The organism is Pseudomonas sp. AKS31, assembly GCF_023634765.1.
Lineage (GTDB): Bacteria > Pseudomonadota > Gammaproteobacteria > Pseudomonadales > Pseudomonadaceae > Aquipseudomonas.
This window is the reverse complement of the sequence record NZ_JAMLFX010000017.1, coordinates 1-14,319: the sequence shown is the minus strand read 5'-3', so window position 1 is coordinate 14,319 and position 14,319 is coordinate 1. Positions and strand designations below refer to the sequence as shown.

General features: G+C 60.8%; 12 protein-coding genes. 6 read left to right on the top strand and 6 right to left on the bottom strand.

What is annotated here, in order from left to right; genetic code table 11:
* Window positions 1-58 precede the first annotated feature (58 nt).
* The 5 genes from bioD to bioB all read right to left on the bottom strand — a co-directional run bounded on the left by bioD (window position 59) and on the right by bioB (window position 4,627).
* On the bottom strand, window positions 59-739 hold the full coding sequence (bioD, locus tag M9827_RS25375; RefSeq protein ID WP_250607895.1) for a dethiobiotin synthase: 681 nt from the start codon (window positions 737-739) through the stop codon (window positions 59-61).
* The gene (gene bioC / locus M9827_RS25370; RefSeq protein ID WP_250607893.1) at window positions 736-1,545 is read right to left on the bottom strand and encodes a malonyl-ACP O-methyltransferase BioC; all 810 of its coding nucleotides are present in this window, start codon (window positions 1,543-1,545) and stop codon (window positions 736-738) included. Before bioC ends, bioD begins: the two co-directional genes overlap by 4 nt.
* A complete protein-coding gene (locus M9827_RS25365) occupies window positions 1,538-2,269 on the bottom strand; it encodes an alpha/beta fold hydrolase (RefSeq protein ID WP_250607891.1) in 732 nt (243 codons plus the stop codon). The genes bioC and M9827_RS25365 overlap by 8 nt, the downstream gene beginning before the upstream one ends.
* Window positions 2,262-3,440 carry an 8-amino-7-oxononanoate synthase gene (gene bioF, locus M9827_RS25360; RefSeq protein ID WP_250607889.1) on the bottom strand — a complete coding sequence of 393 codons (1,179 nt, stop codon included), beginning with the start codon at window positions 3,438-3,440 and terminating at the stop codon, window positions 2,262-2,264. The genes M9827_RS25365 and bioF overlap by 8 nt, the downstream gene beginning before the upstream one ends.
* A 131-nt stretch (window positions 3,441-3,571) precedes the next feature.
* Window positions 3,572-4,627, bottom strand: coding sequence for a biotin synthase BioB (gene bioB / locus M9827_RS25355; protein WP_007910031.1), 1,056 nt, complete (start codon window positions 4,625-4,627; stop codon window positions 3,572-3,574).
* Window positions 4,628-4,718: 91 nt separating this feature from the next.
* Between bioB and M9827_RS25350 the strand changes: the two genes are divergently transcribed.
* The 5 genes from M9827_RS25350 to rarD all read left to right on the top strand — a co-directional run bounded on the left by M9827_RS25350 (window position 4,719) and on the right by rarD (window position 10,567).
* The gene (locus M9827_RS25350; protein WP_250607887.1) at window positions 4,719-5,453 is read left to right on the top strand and encodes a ComFC family protein; all 735 of its coding nucleotides are present in this window, start codon (window positions 4,719-4,721) and stop codon (window positions 5,451-5,453) included.
* Window positions 5,454-5,640: 187 nt separating this feature from the next.
* On the top strand, window positions 5,641-6,405 hold the full coding sequence (locus tag M9827_RS25345) for a TOBE domain-containing protein (protein WP_250607885.1): 765 nt from the start codon (window positions 5,641-5,643) through the stop codon (window positions 6,403-6,405).
* A 70-nt stretch (window positions 6,406-6,475) separates the two neighbouring features.
* Window positions 6,476-8,377 carry a PhoX family protein gene (locus M9827_RS25340; RefSeq protein WP_250607883.1) on the top strand — a complete coding sequence of 634 codons (1,902 nt, stop codon included), beginning with the start codon at window positions 6,476-6,478 and terminating at the stop codon, window positions 8,375-8,377.
* A 167-nt stretch (window positions 8,378-8,544) separates the two neighbouring features.
* A complete protein-coding gene (locus M9827_RS25335; protein WP_110720743.1) occupies window positions 8,545-9,519 on the top strand; it encodes a serine/threonine protein kinase in 975 nt (324 codons plus the stop codon).
* 160 nt (window positions 9,520-9,679) lie between these two features.
* A complete protein-coding gene (gene rarD / locus M9827_RS25330; protein WP_250607881.1) occupies window positions 9,680-10,567 on the top strand; it encodes an EamA family transporter RarD in 888 nt (295 codons plus the stop codon).
* Window positions 10,568-10,790: 223 nt separating this feature from the next.
* On the opposite strand, the gene M9827_RS25325 is transcribed toward rarD, so the two are convergent.
* On the bottom strand, window positions 10,791-11,309 hold the full coding sequence (locus tag M9827_RS25325; protein WP_250607879.1) for a glycine cleavage system transcriptional repressor: 519 nt from the start codon (window positions 11,307-11,309) through the stop codon (window positions 10,791-10,793).
* A 503-nt stretch (window positions 11,310-11,812) separates the two neighbouring features.
* Here M9827_RS25325 and M9827_RS25320 point away from each other — a divergent pair.
* Window positions 11,813-13,990 (top strand): malate synthase G, encoded by a 2,178-nt coding sequence (locus M9827_RS25320; RefSeq protein ID WP_250607877.1) that lies wholly within the window; start codon window positions 11,813-11,815, stop codon window positions 13,988-13,990.
* Window positions 13,991-14,319: the final 329 nt, after the last annotated feature.

The following is a 14,319-nucleotide window of genomic DNA, read 5'->3' as shown; positions in this document are numbered from 1 at the left end:
GCCAGAAAAACACCCGTCAAAAACACTAATGGCACAGTGCCTGCCCATAGAGAAAAGCTTAGTCGAGCAGATCCAGCTGTAAATGATCCGCCACCGCCTCTGCGGTCAAGGCCTTGAGCTTCGGCACGCGCCCCAGGCACGGCGCCGGAATCCGCTCGGCCAATGTGGCGAGGTTCTCCTCCAGCCGCGAAGTCTTCGGATCGATGATATTCGCCACCCACCCGGCCAGTTGCAGCCCATCACGGGCAATCGCCTCGGCCGTCAGCAAGGCATGACTGATACATCCCAGCCGCACGCCCACCACCAGAATCACCGGCAGCTTCAACGCAATTGCCAGATCCGACAGATTGTCCTGATCCGCCAACGGCACGCGCCAGCCACCCGCGCCTTCGATCAAGGTGAAATCGGCATTCATCGCCAGAATCTCGCGCATCGGCGCCAGCAACGATTGTACGGTCAGCGCCACACCCGCTTCGCGCGCCGCCAGATGCGGAGCAATCGCCGGCTCGAACGCCACCGGATTGACCTGTTGATAAGTCAGCGGCAAAGAACACTCAGCCAAAAGCGCCAGCGCATCGGCATTGCGCAACCCCTTGGGCGTGACGTCACATCCGGACGCCACCGGTTTGCCCGCCGCAGTACTCAGCCCCGCCGAACGCGCCGCATGCAGCAGCCCGGCGGCCACCGTGGTCTTGCCGACATCGGTGTCCGTGCCGGTGATGAAATAGGCTGTGCTCATACGGGTTTCTCCAACACGGCGTAGACCACCTGATAAGTCGCCGGCAACCCCGACGCCTCACGGAACTGCTCGTAAGCATCGACCAGCCCGAGAATCCGCGCGCGCCCGGTCAAACCGCCCGGCCGCCCGGGATTCAGATTGTGCGCACCCAAGGCCTTCAATTCATGGGTCAGGCTGCGCACATCCGGGTAATGCAACACGTGAGGCTGATTCTCCAGGCTCAACGTACGCAAGCCACTGGCCGCACACAGTTGCTCATAACGGGCGAACTCGCGGAAGCGGTTGACGTGCACCAGCCCGTCGACCTGCCGCCAGCTGTCGCGCAACTCGAACAACGTCCCGACACAAAGACTAGCAAACGCAAGAATCCCACCCGGTTTCAGTACGCGAAAGGCTTCGCTGAGCACCGTGTCGAAGTCCGCGCACCACTGCACGGCGAGGCTGGAGAAAATCAGGTCGCAGGTCGAATCCTGCAACGGCAGCCGCTCCGCATCACCGGCGATGAAATGTTCGGCGCCGCCCAGTGGCCGTGCGTGAGTCAGCATGCCCTCGGCAATGTCCAGCGCCAGACCGTGACCCTCGGCAAACCGCGAAGCCAACGCGCGGGTGAAATATCCCGTGCCACAACCCAGATCCAGCCAACGCGCAGGCACAAATTCCTGCGGCAAACGCTCAACCAACTGTGTACCAACATCACGTTGCAACTCGGCGACGCTGTCGTAACTGGCCGCCGCGCGAGAAAAAGAGGCCGCGACCTGACGCTTGTCAGGCAAGCCGCCAGGCAGCACTAGAGACAAATCAGTCATCACCGCACTCATGGAGAAAAGCCTGGATAGCGCCCGCCAGTCCGTGGGGGTCTTCCAGAAGAAAGGCATGGCTGGCCTGTTCGATCAGGCCAATTTCGATATCCGGCAACAGGGCGAACAACGCCCCCGCCGCTTCCGCCGGGACCAGAGCGTCCTGTCCGGCGAACAAATGAAACTGCGGGCCACGAAAAGCCTGCAGCGCTTCGCGAGTGTCCATTTGCGCAAGCAATTCCAATCCCGCCATCAACGCCGACGGCGCGGTATTCGGCGCGCCGCCCGCCATCAACCGCGACAACCCGCGCGGGTCCTGCGCACCTTGAGCACAGAGCAGCGAAAACCGTTTGAGGGTCATCCGTGGATCGGCCTGACAACCGGCGAGAAATGCATCGAAGGTCTCGCCCAGCATCGCGTTCGGCCACTGCTCATGGGCAACGAAGGAAGGATTGCTCGCCAGTGTCAGCAAACCGCAGCAACGCTCACCACGGCGCGCCGCCAATTCGGACGCGAGCATGCCGCCCAGGGACCAGCCACCCAGCCAGACGTCTTGAGGAATGCGTTCATCGAGTTCATCCAGCCAGTCTTGCAGGTCGCTGGAATCCAGCTCTGGCAATGGCTCGATTTCAACCTTCAGATGTTCGTCGAGTCCTTGCAAAGCGGCGGCCAGAGGTTCCATCGGCGACACGCCGAGGCCCCAGCCGGGCAGCAGAATCAGGCGATTACGCATGGCTTGGCTCCGACGACAGTTGGGCAAAGCAATCGGCCAGTCCCTCTAACAATAGCTGCACCTGCGCCTCGCTGTGGGCGGCGGTCAGGGTCACACGCAAGCGCGCGCTGCCGGCGGGCACGGTCGGCGGACGAATCGCGGTGACCATCAGCCCGCGCTCGCGCAACATTTGCGACAACCGCACCGCGCGGCCGGCATCGCCGATCATGATCGGCTGGATCGGCGTGAAGCTGTCCATCAACTCCAGACCGATCTGCTCGGCGCCCTGGCGGAATTGGCGAATCAAGGTCTGCAGATGTTCACGGCGCCAGTGTTCAGTGCGCAGCAACTGCAGACTTCTCAGGGTCGCGCAGGCCAGCGCCGGTGGCTGGCTGGTGGTGTAGATGTACGGACGGGCGAACTGGATCAGGCTCTCGATCAGCTCTTCGCTGCCGGCAACAAATGCCCCCGCCGTGCCAAACGCTTTGCCGAGGGTGCCGACCAGCACCGGCACGTCCTCCTGATTCAAACCGAAATGCTCGACGATGCCCCCGCCGTTCGCACCCAGTGGGCCGAAACCGTGAGCGTCATCGACCATCAACCACGCGCCTTTGGCCTTGGCTTCACGGGCCAGCGCCGGCAGGTCAGCGAGATCGCCGTCCATGCTGAACACACCGTCAGTGACTACCAGTGTATTACCGGTAGCTTTCTCCAGACGTTTGCCCAGACTCACTGCGTCGTTGTGCAGATAACGATTGAAACGCGCGCCGGACAACAGCCCTGCGTCGAGCAGTGAAGCGTGGTTGAGGCGATCTTCCAGCACCGTGTCGCCCTGCCCGACCAGCGCCGTGACCGCGCCGAGATTGGCCATGTAGCCGGTGGTGAACAGCAGCGCACGCGGGCGCCCGGTTAGATCAGCCAGTGCTTCTTCCAGTGCGTGATGCGGACCGCTGTGGCCGATCACCAGATGCGAGGCACCGCCACCGACGCCCCAGCGCTCAGCGCCGGCGCGCCAGGCTTCGATCACTTGCGGGTGATTGGCCAGACCGAGGTAATCGTTATTGCAGAAGGCGAGCAACGGTTGGCCGTCGACCACCACTTGCGGCCCCTGCGGGGATTCGAGCAGCGGCCGCTGGCGATAGAGGTTTTCGGCACGACGGGCAGCAAGGCGTGCGGCGAGATCGAAAGACATGCAGGCCTCACATCTGAAAAATGACTGTGTAGGAGCTGCCGAAGGCTGCGATCTTTTGATGTTGTTTTTTTAAAAGACAAGATCAAAAGATCGCAGCCTTCGGCAGCTCCTACATGGAATCCGTATGGCGATCAGACGGCAGCGTTATAGAACTGCTCGCTACTCTTCTGCTCCACCAGCGCCTGCTCGATCGCCGCCTGATGCACCTCATCGGAATGCTCTTCACGGGCTTCCGGTTGAATACCCAAACGCGCAAACAGCTGCATGTCCTTGTCGGCCTGCGGGTTGGCGGTGGTCAGCAACTTGTCGCCGTAGAAAATCGAGTTGGCGCCGGCGAAGAAGGCCAGGGCCTGCATCTGCTCGTTCATCGCTTCGCGGCCGGCGGACAGGCGCACGTGGGATTGCGGCATGAGGATGCGGGCCACGGCGAGCATGCGGATGAAGTCGAACGGGTCGACGTCTTCGGCGTTTTCCAAAGGCGTACCGGCGACCTTCACCAACATGTTGATCGGCACCGATTCCGGATGCTCCGGCAGATTGGCCAACTGGATCAGCAGATTGGCGCGGTCATCCAGCGACTCGCCCATGCCAAGGATGCCGCCGGAGCAGATCTTCATCCCCGATTCACGCACATAGGCCAGCGTTTGCAGACGTTCGCTGTAAGTACGGGTGGTGATGATGCTGCCGTAGAACTCGGGCGACGTGTCGAGGTTGTGGTTGTAGTAATCGAGACCGGCCTTGGCCAGTGCTTCGGTCTGATCCTGGTCGAGACGACCAAGGGTCATGCAGGTTTCCAGGCCCATGGCCTTTACGCCTTCAACCATTTTCAGCACGTACGGCATGTCTTTCGCCGACGGATGCTTCCACGCCGCGCCCATGCAGAAACGTGTCGAGCCGATGGCCTTGGCGCGTGCAGCCTCTTCGAGGACCTTCTGCACTTCCATCAGCTTTTCTTTTTCAAGACCGGTGTTGTAGTGACCGGACTGCGGGCAGTACTTGCAGTCTTCCGGGCAGGCGCCGGTCTTGATCGACAGCAGGGTCGAAACCTGAACGCGGTTGGCGTTGAAATGTGCGCGGTGCACCGTCTGCGCCTGGAACAGCAAGTCGTTGAATGGCTGTACGAAGAGTGCTTTGACTTCGGCCAGAGACCAGTCGTGACGCAGGGTGGCAGTGGTGCTCGCGCTCATGGGGAGTTCCTTGGTTATGCTTGGCTGGCGGCTGCGGGAATGGAATACCCACAGGCGCGACACGGATGTTCCGCATATTTAAGGAAGAGTCATGCGCTGTCAACCTCGATACGAAGGACAGGTTTACATCTGTTTAAATAATGTACAGAGCTGCTTGCTTTGCGATGAGCCGGCAGAAGCAGAAATGCCAATGTGTGTGGCCTGCGAAACTGATTTGCCGTGGCTCGGCGACCACTGCCAGACCTGCGCCCTGCCACTCTGCGCCGCCGCCCTGACCTGTGGCGAGTGCCTGCTAGAGCCGCCGGCGTTCGAACAGGTGGTAGTGCCGTGGCGCTATGGTTTCCCGGTCGACAGTTTGATTACGCGCTTTAAACACAACGCAAAATGGCCGTTTGGCCACCTGCTCGCCGACGTTCTCGGGCAATACCTGCAACATCGCTTCGATGAGGGCTTGCCGAGGCCTGATGTGTTGTTGCCGGTGCCGCTGGCGAACAAACGTCTGCGCCAACGCGGGTTTAACCAGGCCGCAATGTTGGCGCGCTGGTTGAGTCAGTCGCTGGATCTGCCCTGCGAAGAACAGCTTTTGCGACGAACCAAGGATACCGACGCCCAGCAGGTTCTCGATGCCAAGGCGCGTAAAGGTAATCTGCGCAATGCCTTCAGCCTGATACCCGACTCCGATGTGAAAGGCCGGCATCTGGCGTTGATCGATGATGTGCTGACTACGGGTGCCACCGCCGAGGCAATCGCCCGGTTGCTGATGAACGCCGGGGCGGCGCGGGTTGATGTCTATTGCCTGGCCCGCACGCCGAAACCCGGTAGCTGAGGTCAGCGCGATCCTCATGTGGGAGCGAGCCTGCTCGCGAAGAGGCCAGCACATTCAACACTAATGTCGGCAGACACTGCGCTTTCGCGAGCAGGCTCGCTCCCACAGGGTTCTGCGTCAGGCTTGACTCTCCCGTTGCAAGCGGCCAACTTCCTTCCTCACCGCCACAGCAAAAAAGCATCCATCCATGTCCATGCCTTCCCTGCTCTCCCAGCACATCGTCCGCCGTCCGCAGCGCATCGCCTTGCTGCAACACATCGCCGAACAGGGCTCGATCACCCGCGCGGCGAAAAGCGCTGGTCTGAGCTACAAAGCGGCGTGGGACGCCATCGATGAGCTGAACAACCTGGCGCAAAAACCATTGGTCGAACGCGCCGTCGGTGGCAAGGGTGGCGGCGGCGCGAAACTCTCCAGCGAAGGCGAGCGCGTGTTGCGCTTGTACCAAAAACTGCAAGCCTTGCAGGCCCAGGTGCTGGAGGCAGCGGAAGACGCCAGCGACCTCGATCTGCTCGGTCGTTTGATGCTCAGAACCAGTGCGCGCAATCAGTTGCACGGCAAGGTCGTGGCGATCAAAGCGCAGGGCCGCAATGACCTGATCCGCCTCGAACTGGCCGAAGGGCTGTGCCTCGACGCGCAGATCACCCACGACAGCACCGTGCACCTGGAGCTGCAAGCCGGCACCGAAGTGGTGGCGCTGATCAAGGCCGGTTGGCTGGAATTGCTCAGCAACGAGCAGCCTGCAACGTCTGGTCACAATCTTCTCAGCGGCATCATCGAAGCGATTCTCGACGCAGAGGATGGCCCGAGCGAAGTGCGCATTACCCTGCCCAACGGCCATACCCTCTGTGCCCTGGCGGAACCGCTGGACCTGCGCACTCGCGGGCTGGGCGTCGCACAACCGGTGCAGGTGCAGTTTTCGCCGTCCAATGTGCTGATCGGCACACCGCTGTAATCGGGCGCTGCAACGAAAGCGTCATCGACGCTCATTAAGGTGGCTGCCAAAACCATGCAGGGAGCCTGATGTGAGCCTATTAGAAGAAAACCAATCCACAGACCTGGAAAAAATGGTCGGCCTCAGCCGTCGCGGTTTCATCGGCGCCGGCGCGCTGTGCGGCGCGGCGATGTTCCTCGGCGGTAGCCTGTTGAGCCGCAGCGCGCTGGCCACTGGCGTCAGCGCCGGCAACAGCCGTCTGCTCGGTTTCGAAAGCATTCCGGCGGCGACCACTGATGTGATCAGCCTGCCCAAAGGCTACAAGTCTTCGGTGCTGATCAGTTGGGGCCAGCCCCTGCACAAGAACGGCCCGGCCTTCGACCCGAGCGGCAACGGCACCGCCGCCGCCCAGGAAGTGCAGTTCGGCGACAACAACGACGGCATGAGCCTGTTCGCCTTCCCCGACGACCGCAACCGCGCGTTGATGGCAATCAACAACGAATACACCAACTACCGCTACCTCTACCCGCATGGCGGCATGCCGCAATCGGCCGAAGACGTGCGCAAGGCACTGGCCTGCGAGGGCGTGTCGGTGATTGAAGTGCAGCGCAAGAACGGTCAGTGGCAGTTCGTCCAGGGCTCGCGCTACAACCGCCGGATTCACGGCAACTCGCCGCTGCGCATCAGCGGCCCGGCGGCCGGTCACGACTTGATGAAAACCGCCGCCGACAAACACGGCAAGAAAGTCCTCGGCACCTTCCAGAACTGCGCCAACGGCAAAACCCCGTGGGGCACTTACCTGACCTGCGAAGAAAACTTCACCGACTGCTTCGGCAGCAGCAATGCCCAGCAGCAGTTCGACCCGGCGCAAAAGCGCTACGGCGTCTCGGTCGCCAGCCGGGAGATCAACTGGCACCCGTACGACCCACGCTTCGACATGGCGAAGAACCCCAACGAACTCAACCGTCACGGCTGGGTGGTCGAGATCGATCCGTTCGACCCGCAATCGACCCCGGTCAAACGTACGGCGCTGGGCCGCTTCAAGCATGAGAACGCCGCCCTCGCCGAGACCGACGACGGTCGCGCCGTGGTGTACATGGGCGACGACGAGCGTGGCGAGTTCATCTACAAATTCGTCAGCCGCGATCGCATCAACCATCGCAACGCCAAGGCCAACCGCGACATCCTCGATCACGGCACCTTGTACGTGGCCAGGTTCGATGCCGGCGACGGCAACCCTGATCACCCGAAAGGCCAGGGCCAGTGGATCGAACTGACCCACGGCAAGAACGGCATCGACGCCAGCAGCGGCTTCGCCGATCAGGCCGAAGTGCTGATCCATGCGCGCCTCGCCGCCAGCGTCGTTGGCGCGACGCGCATGGACCGTCCGGAGTGGATCGTCGTCAGTCCTAAAGACGGCCAGGTCTATTGCACCCTGACCAACAATGCCAAGCGCGGCGAAGACGGTCAGCCGGTAGGCGGACCAAACCCGCGCGAGAAGAACGTCTACGGGCAGATCCTGCGCTGGCGCACCGACCGCGACGATCACGCGTCGAAGACCTTTGCCTGGGACCTGTTCGTGGTCGCCGGCAATCCGGGCGTGCATGCCGGGACGCCGAAGGGCGGCTCGTCGAATATCACCCCGCAGAACATGTTCAACAGCCCGGATGGTCTGGGCTTCGACAAGGCCGGGCGCCTGTGGATTCTCACTGACGGTGATTCGAGCAACGCCGGCGACTTTGCCGGGATGGGCAATAACCAAATGCTTTGCGCCGATCCGAAGACCGGTGAGATCCGCCGCTTCATGGTCGGGCCGATTGGTTGTGAAGTGACGGGGATCAGCTTCTCGCCGGATCAGAAAACCCTGTTTGTCGGGATTCAGCATCCGGGAGAGAACGGTGGTTCGACCTTCCCTGAGCATTTGCCGAATGGCAAGCCGCGATCTTCGGTGATGGCGATTACCCGCGAGGATGGCGGGATCGTCGGCGCCTGATAAACCGCTTTCGCGAGCAGGCTCGCTCCCACAGGGGGATCGCTTTCCTAATGTGGGAGTGAGCCTGCTCGCGATGGCTTTAGCGAAGACACCAACCACCTCCCCCGCTGCCATCTGCGCTACCATGCTGGGCCGGACGCGGCAGCCTGCTGCGCGCAGGAGTCAGCATGGCCCACCCGTTTGAAACCCTCACCCCCGACCTCGTGCTCGATGCCGTTGAAAGCATCGGCTTCCTCAGTGATGCGCGCATTCTGGCGCTCAACAGCTACGAAAACCGCGTCTATCAGGTCGGCATCGAAGACTCCGAACCGCTGATCGCCAAGTTCTACCGCCCGCAACGCTGGACCAACGAGGCCATACTCGAAGAACACCAATTCACCTTTGAACTGGCCGACGTCGAAATCCCGGTGGTGGCGCCGCTGATCCACAACGGCGAAACCCTGCACGAACACGCCGGTTTCCGTTTCACCCTGTTCCCGCGTCGCGGCGGCCGCGCGCCGGAGCCGGGCAATCTCGATCAACTGTATCGCCTCGGTCAGTTACTCGGACGTATTCACGCGGTCGGTGCGACCAAGCCGTTCGAACATCGTGAAGCCCTCGCTGTGCAGAACTTCGGCCACGCTTCGCTGAATACTTTGCTCGAAGGCAATTTCATTCCGAAAAGCCTGCTGCCGGCCTACGAGTCCGTCGCCCGCGACCTGCTTAAACGCGTGGAAGATGCTTACGCCAACACACCGCACCAGAACATCCGCATGCACGGCGACTGCCACCCCGGCAACATGATGTGCCGCGACGAGATGTTCCACATCGTCGACCTCGACGACTGCCGCATGGGCCCGGCGGTGCAGGACATCTGGATGATGCTCGCCGGTGATCGTCAGGAATGCCTGGGGCAGTTGTCGGAACTGATGGACGGCTACAACGAATTCCATGACTTCGACCCGCGCGAACTGGCGCTGATCGAACCATTGCGCGCGTTGCGCCTGATGCATTACAGCGCCTGGCTCGCGCGGCGCTGGGACGACCCGGCGTTCCCGCACAGCTTTCCGTGGTTCGGCACCGAGCGTTATTGGGGCGATCAGGTGCTGGCGTTGCGTGAGCAGCTATCAGCGCTTAACGAAGAACCTTTGAAGTTGTTCTGAATTAAAGATCAAAAGATCGCAGCCTTCGGCAGCTCCTGCATGGATCGCATTCCCCTGTAGGAGCTGCCGAAGGCTGCGATCTTTTCGCTTTCTGACACGACACATCTATACAACCTCCTTACAATCCCTCCTTTGTTAGTTGCCTAAGCAAGGATTCTGCATGCAAGCCGCCAACCCGCGTCGCGGGTACATTCTGGGCCTGAGTGCCTACATCATCTGGGGCCTGTTCCCGATCTACTTCAAAGCCATCGCCGAAGTGCCGGCCGTCGAAATCATCATCCATCGGGTGCTGTGGTCGGCGCTGTTCGGTGCGCTGTTGCTGATGGTGTGGAAACACCCGGGCTGGTTGCGCGAACTGCTCGACAACCCCAAACGCCTGGCGATTCTGGCCCTGAGCGGCACATTGATCGCGGCCAACTGGCTGACCTACGTATGGTCGGTGAATAACGGACGCATGCTGGAGGCGAGCCTCGGTTACTACATCAACCCGTTGGTAAACGTGCTGTTGGGGATGTTGATTCTCGGCGAACGCCTGCGCCGCATGCAGTGGCTCGCGGTCGGCCTGGCGGCGGTTGGTGTGGCGCAACAGGTGTGGCAGGTCGGCAGTCTGCCGTGGGTGTCGCTGGTGCTGGCGCTGACGTTCGGCTTCTACGGCTTGATCCGCAAGCAGGCGCCGGTCAAGGCATTGCCGGGGCTGGTGGTGGAAACCTGGATGCTGGTGCCGATAGCGCTGGCCTGGCTGCTGTTCAACCAGACCGCCACCAGTGCGCAGCCCGAGTTCTGGACCACCTCGCAAGCCTGGTGGCTGGTAGCGGCCGGCCCGGTGACGCTGGTGCCACTGGTGTGCTTCAACGCCGCCACCCGACACCTGCCCTACACCACCATCGGTTTCCTGCAATACCTGGCGCCGACCCTGGTGCTGCTGCAAGCGGTGCTGCTGTTCGGCGAACACTTGTCGTCGAGCACGTTGATCGCGTTCATCTTCATCTGGGCCGGTCTGGCCGTTTACAGCGTCGATGCGGTGATCAGTTTGCGTCGACGCAGCTGATCAAAAAACACACAAACCCTCACAGGCCACGGTTCTCGTGGCCTGCATCGTTCCTTCCCAAGGTTATCCACAGCGTGATCCCCGCCGTTTGTGCGCAAGTCACTGAATGTTGGCGGTTTTTTGATCAGTTTCACACAAGCCCCGGCCGGCGTGGCGCTGCGCCCGGTCTCTACAGGTTATCCACAGGCAGGTGCACGTTAAAACTGGATAACCCGCTCAGGGCTTAAACGTCTGTGCGTAACACCAGTTCGACCATCAAATCATCGGCCAGGGTTTCCAGCCGCGACTGCAATACATCCAGCGACAGGGTCAGCGGCACCGCGAGAATCGCTTCGGCGTGAAACAGCGGCTCGCTGCTCATCGGTGCCGGACGCACTTCAGTCACCAACCGCTCAAGGTTGACGCCCTGTTCACTCAACAGCCGGGTGATGTCGCGGACGATGCCGGGCCGATCGTTGCCGACCAATTCCATGGCAATCGGTTTCCAGGTGCAGGACTGCTCGATGCCGCTCTCGGCAATCAGCACGCGGATGCCGTGAGCCGACAGCGCTTGTAAGGCATCGACTAATTCGTCGTAAGCCTCTGCCGGCACCCCCACGCGAAGAATCCCGGCGAACTGCCCGGCCATCCGCGACATGCGGCTTTCCAGCCAGTTACCACCGTGTTCGGCGATGCATTGGGCGATGTGCTCGACCTGCCCGGGTTTGTCCGGGGCGAATACGGTGAGTACGAGATGGTCCATGGCGCAGCCCTCTTGTCATGACTTTTGTTGTAGAAGGGCAAGTATAGGCAAGGGTCGATTTTGCGTTGAGGCGACCGACGCTTTCGCGAGCAGGCTCGCTCCCACATAAACCGGCGCCATAGCAGCCAAATACCATTTATGTGTACAACTTTTTATATTTAGCTGGAACAATCCAATGGTTTTTTGAGAACATCCCGTTCCGCGATGTGACCGCAATGCGACATGAGGTCGCAGAACGACGTAATTAGTCTGATTTTCACAAGCGCAACTCATCATGTAGTATGCCGCAGCGCGCACTACATAACGCTAAATCGATGTCTGCCCAAGGCCTGTTCGCAACCCTGAAAGCCCCGTCAGCAAGGCCCCAAGCCGTTGATTGGTCCCAGCCCAGCCGCCAGCAATGGCATGTACTGGTCGGCAGGTTTGTGGTTTAAATGGCCAGAGGCTTCATTGTCAAATTGAAGAGCTGAAAAGCGAAATAGCTGAGCAGAGTGAGGCAAGCAATGACTGAACACGTTCAAGTCGGTGGCCTGCAGGTCGCCAAAGTCCTGTTCGACTTCGTGAACAACGAAGCCATTCCCGGTACCGGCCTCACCGCCGACAAATTCTGGGAAGGTGCCGACAAGGTCATTCATGACCTGGCGCCGAAGAACAAAGCCCTACTCGCCAAACGCGATGACTTCCAGGCTCGCATTGATGCCTGGCACCAGGAACGCGCCGGTCAGGCGCACGACGCCGTAGCCTACAAAGCGTTCCTGCAGGAAATCGGTTATCTGCTGCCAGAAGCGGCTGATTTCCAGGCAACGACGCAAAACGTCGATGACGAAATCGCTCGCACCGCCGGCCCACAACTTGTTGTACCGGTGATGAACGCCCGCTTCGCTCTCAATGCCTCGAACGCCCGCTGGGGTTCGCTGTACGACGCCCTCTACGGCACCGACGCGATCAGCGAAGACGGTGGCGCGGAAAAAGGCAAAGGCTACAACAAGGTGCGTGGCGACAAAGTCATCGCCTTCGCCCGTGCGTTCCTCGACGAAGCTGCGCCATTGGCTGCTGGCTCCCATGTCGATTCGACCGCCTACAAAATCGCTGACGGCAAACTGCTGGTCACCCTCAAGGGCGGCAGCAACAGTGGCCTGCGCGACGACGCGCAACTGATCGGTTTCCAGGGCGACGCCAATGCGCCAATCGCCATCCTGCTGAAACACAACGGCCTGCATTTCGAAATCCAGGTCGACGCCAGCACCCCGGTCGGCCAGACCGACGCCGCCGGCGTCAAAGACATCCTGATGGAAGCGGCCCTGACCACCATCATGGACTGCGAAGACTCCGTGGCTGCCGTCGATGCCGACGACAAAGTGGTGATTTACCGCAACTGGCTCGGCCTGATGAAGGGCGACCTCTCGGAATCCGTGTCCAAGGGCGGCCAGACCTTTACCCGCACCATGAACCCGGATCGCACCTACACCGCGCCGAATGGCGGTGAAGTAACTCTGCATGGCCGTTCGCTGTTGTTCGTGCGCAACGTCGGTCACCTGATGACCATCGACGCGATCCTCGACAGTCAAGGCAACGAAGTGCCGGAAGGCATCCTCGACGGTCTGGTCACTTGTCTGGCGGCGATGCACAACCTCAACGGCAACACCTCGCGTCGTAACACCCGCACCGGCTCGGTCTACATCGTTAAACCGAAGATGCACGGCCCGGAAGAAGCGGCGTTCACCAACGAGCTGTTCGGTCGCATCGAAGACGTCCTGGGCCTTGCGCGCAACACCCTGAAAGTCGGGATCATGGACGAGGAGCGCCGCACCACGGTCAACCTCAAGGCGTGCATCAAGGCAGCCAGCGAGCGCGTGGTGTTCATCAACACCGGTTTCCTCGACCGCACTGGCGACGAAATCCACACCTCCATGGAAGCCGGCCCGGTGGTACGCAAGGCCGACATGAAGGCTGAAAAGTGGATCGGCGCTTACGAAAACTGGAACGTCGATATCGGTCTGAGCACCGGCCTGCAAGGTCGCGCGCAAATCGGTAAAGGCATGTGGGCGATGCCCGACCTGATGGCCGCGATGCTTGAGCAGAAAATCGCTCACCCAATGGCCGGTGCCAACACCGCTTGGGTGCCGTCGCCGACTGCGGCTGCGCTGCACGCGCTGCACTACCACAAGGTTGATGTGTCCGCCCGTCAGGCCGAACTGGCCAAACGTGCTCGCGCTTCGGTAGACGACATCCTGACCATTCCGCTGGCGGTCAACCCGAACTGGACGCCGGAGCAGATCAAGAACGAACTGGACAACAACGCCCAGGGCATTCTCGGTTATGTGGTGCGCTGGATCGACCAAGGCGTGGGCTGCTCGAAAGTGCCGGACATCAATGACGTCGGCCTGATGGAAGACCGTGCCACGCTGCGTATCTCCAGCCAGCACATCGCCAACTGGCTGCGCCACGGTGTGGTCACCGAAGCGCAAGTGATGGAAAGCCTCAAGCGCATGGCGCCGGTGGTGGACCGTCAGAACGCCAACGACCCGCTGTACCGTCCGCTGGCACCGGACTTCGACAGCAACATCGCCTTCCAGGCGGCGGTCGAACTGGTGATCGAAGGCACCAAACAGCCGAACGGTTATACCGAGCCGGTGCTGCACCGTCGTCGTCGCGAGTTCAAGGCTGCCAACGGCCTGTAAATTTGCGTAGATGTGAAAAAGCCCTGATCGAAAGATCAGGGCTTTTTTGTTTGTGCGCTGGGATTGGGTTTTGTAGTCGGCTTGAGATCCATCCCCCTCACCCCAACCCTCTCCCCAAGGGGGTAGAGGGGGAAAGGGAGCAGATCTATGTGCTTTTCAAAATCTGAGGTCGGCTCAGGAAGTGCCAAGGGTAGAGGGGAAAGGGGAAAGGGGGCCGATCTTTGTGCTTTTCAAAACCGGAGTTCGACTGAGGACGATCTGCAGTGGTCTAATTTCCCCGGACACCTCGATAGGTGGAAAATACATCTATTGAGGAGTTATTCATGACT

Excerpts from the sequence above, each read along its gene's own strand:
- bioD (WP_250607895.1), bottom strand. The coding sequence starts at position 739 with ATGAGCACAGCCTATTTCATCACCGGCACGGACACCGATGTCGGCAAG.
- bioC (WP_250607893.1), bottom strand. The coding sequence starts at position 1,545 with ATGACTGATTTGTCTCTAGTGCTGCCTGGCGGCTTGCCTGACAAGCGT.
- M9827_RS25365 (WP_250607891.1), bottom strand. The coding sequence starts at position 2,269 with ATGCGTAATCGCCTGATTCTGCTGCCCGGCTGGGGCCTCGGCGTGTCG.
- bioF (WP_250607889.1), bottom strand. The coding sequence starts at position 3,440 with ATGTCTTTCGATCTCGCCGCACGCCTTGCTGCCCGTCGTGCCGAAAAC.
- bioB (WP_007910031.1), bottom strand. The coding sequence starts at position 4,627 with ATGAGCGCGAGCACCACTGCCACCCTGCGTCACGACTGGTCTCTGGCC.
- M9827_RS25350 (WP_250607887.1), top strand. The coding sequence starts at position 4,719 with ATGCGCTGTCAACCTCGATACGAAGGACAGGTTTACATCTGTTTAAAT.
- M9827_RS25345 (WP_250607885.1), top strand. The coding sequence starts at position 5,641 with ATGTCCATGCCTTCCCTGCTCTCCCAGCACATCGTCCGCCGTCCGCAG.
- M9827_RS25335 (WP_110720743.1), top strand. The coding sequence starts at position 8,545 with ATGGCCCACCCGTTTGAAACCCTCACCCCCGACCTCGTGCTCGATGCC.
- rarD (WP_250607881.1), top strand. The coding sequence starts at position 9,680 with ATGCAAGCCGCCAACCCGCGTCGCGGGTACATTCTGGGCCTGAGTGCC.
- M9827_RS25325 (WP_250607879.1), bottom strand. The coding sequence starts at position 11,309 with ATGGACCATCTCGTACTCACCGTATTCGCCCCGGACAAACCCGGGCAG.
- M9827_RS25320 (WP_250607877.1), top strand. The coding sequence starts at position 11,813 with ATGACTGAACACGTTCAAGTCGGTGGCCTGCAGGTCGCCAAAGTCCTG.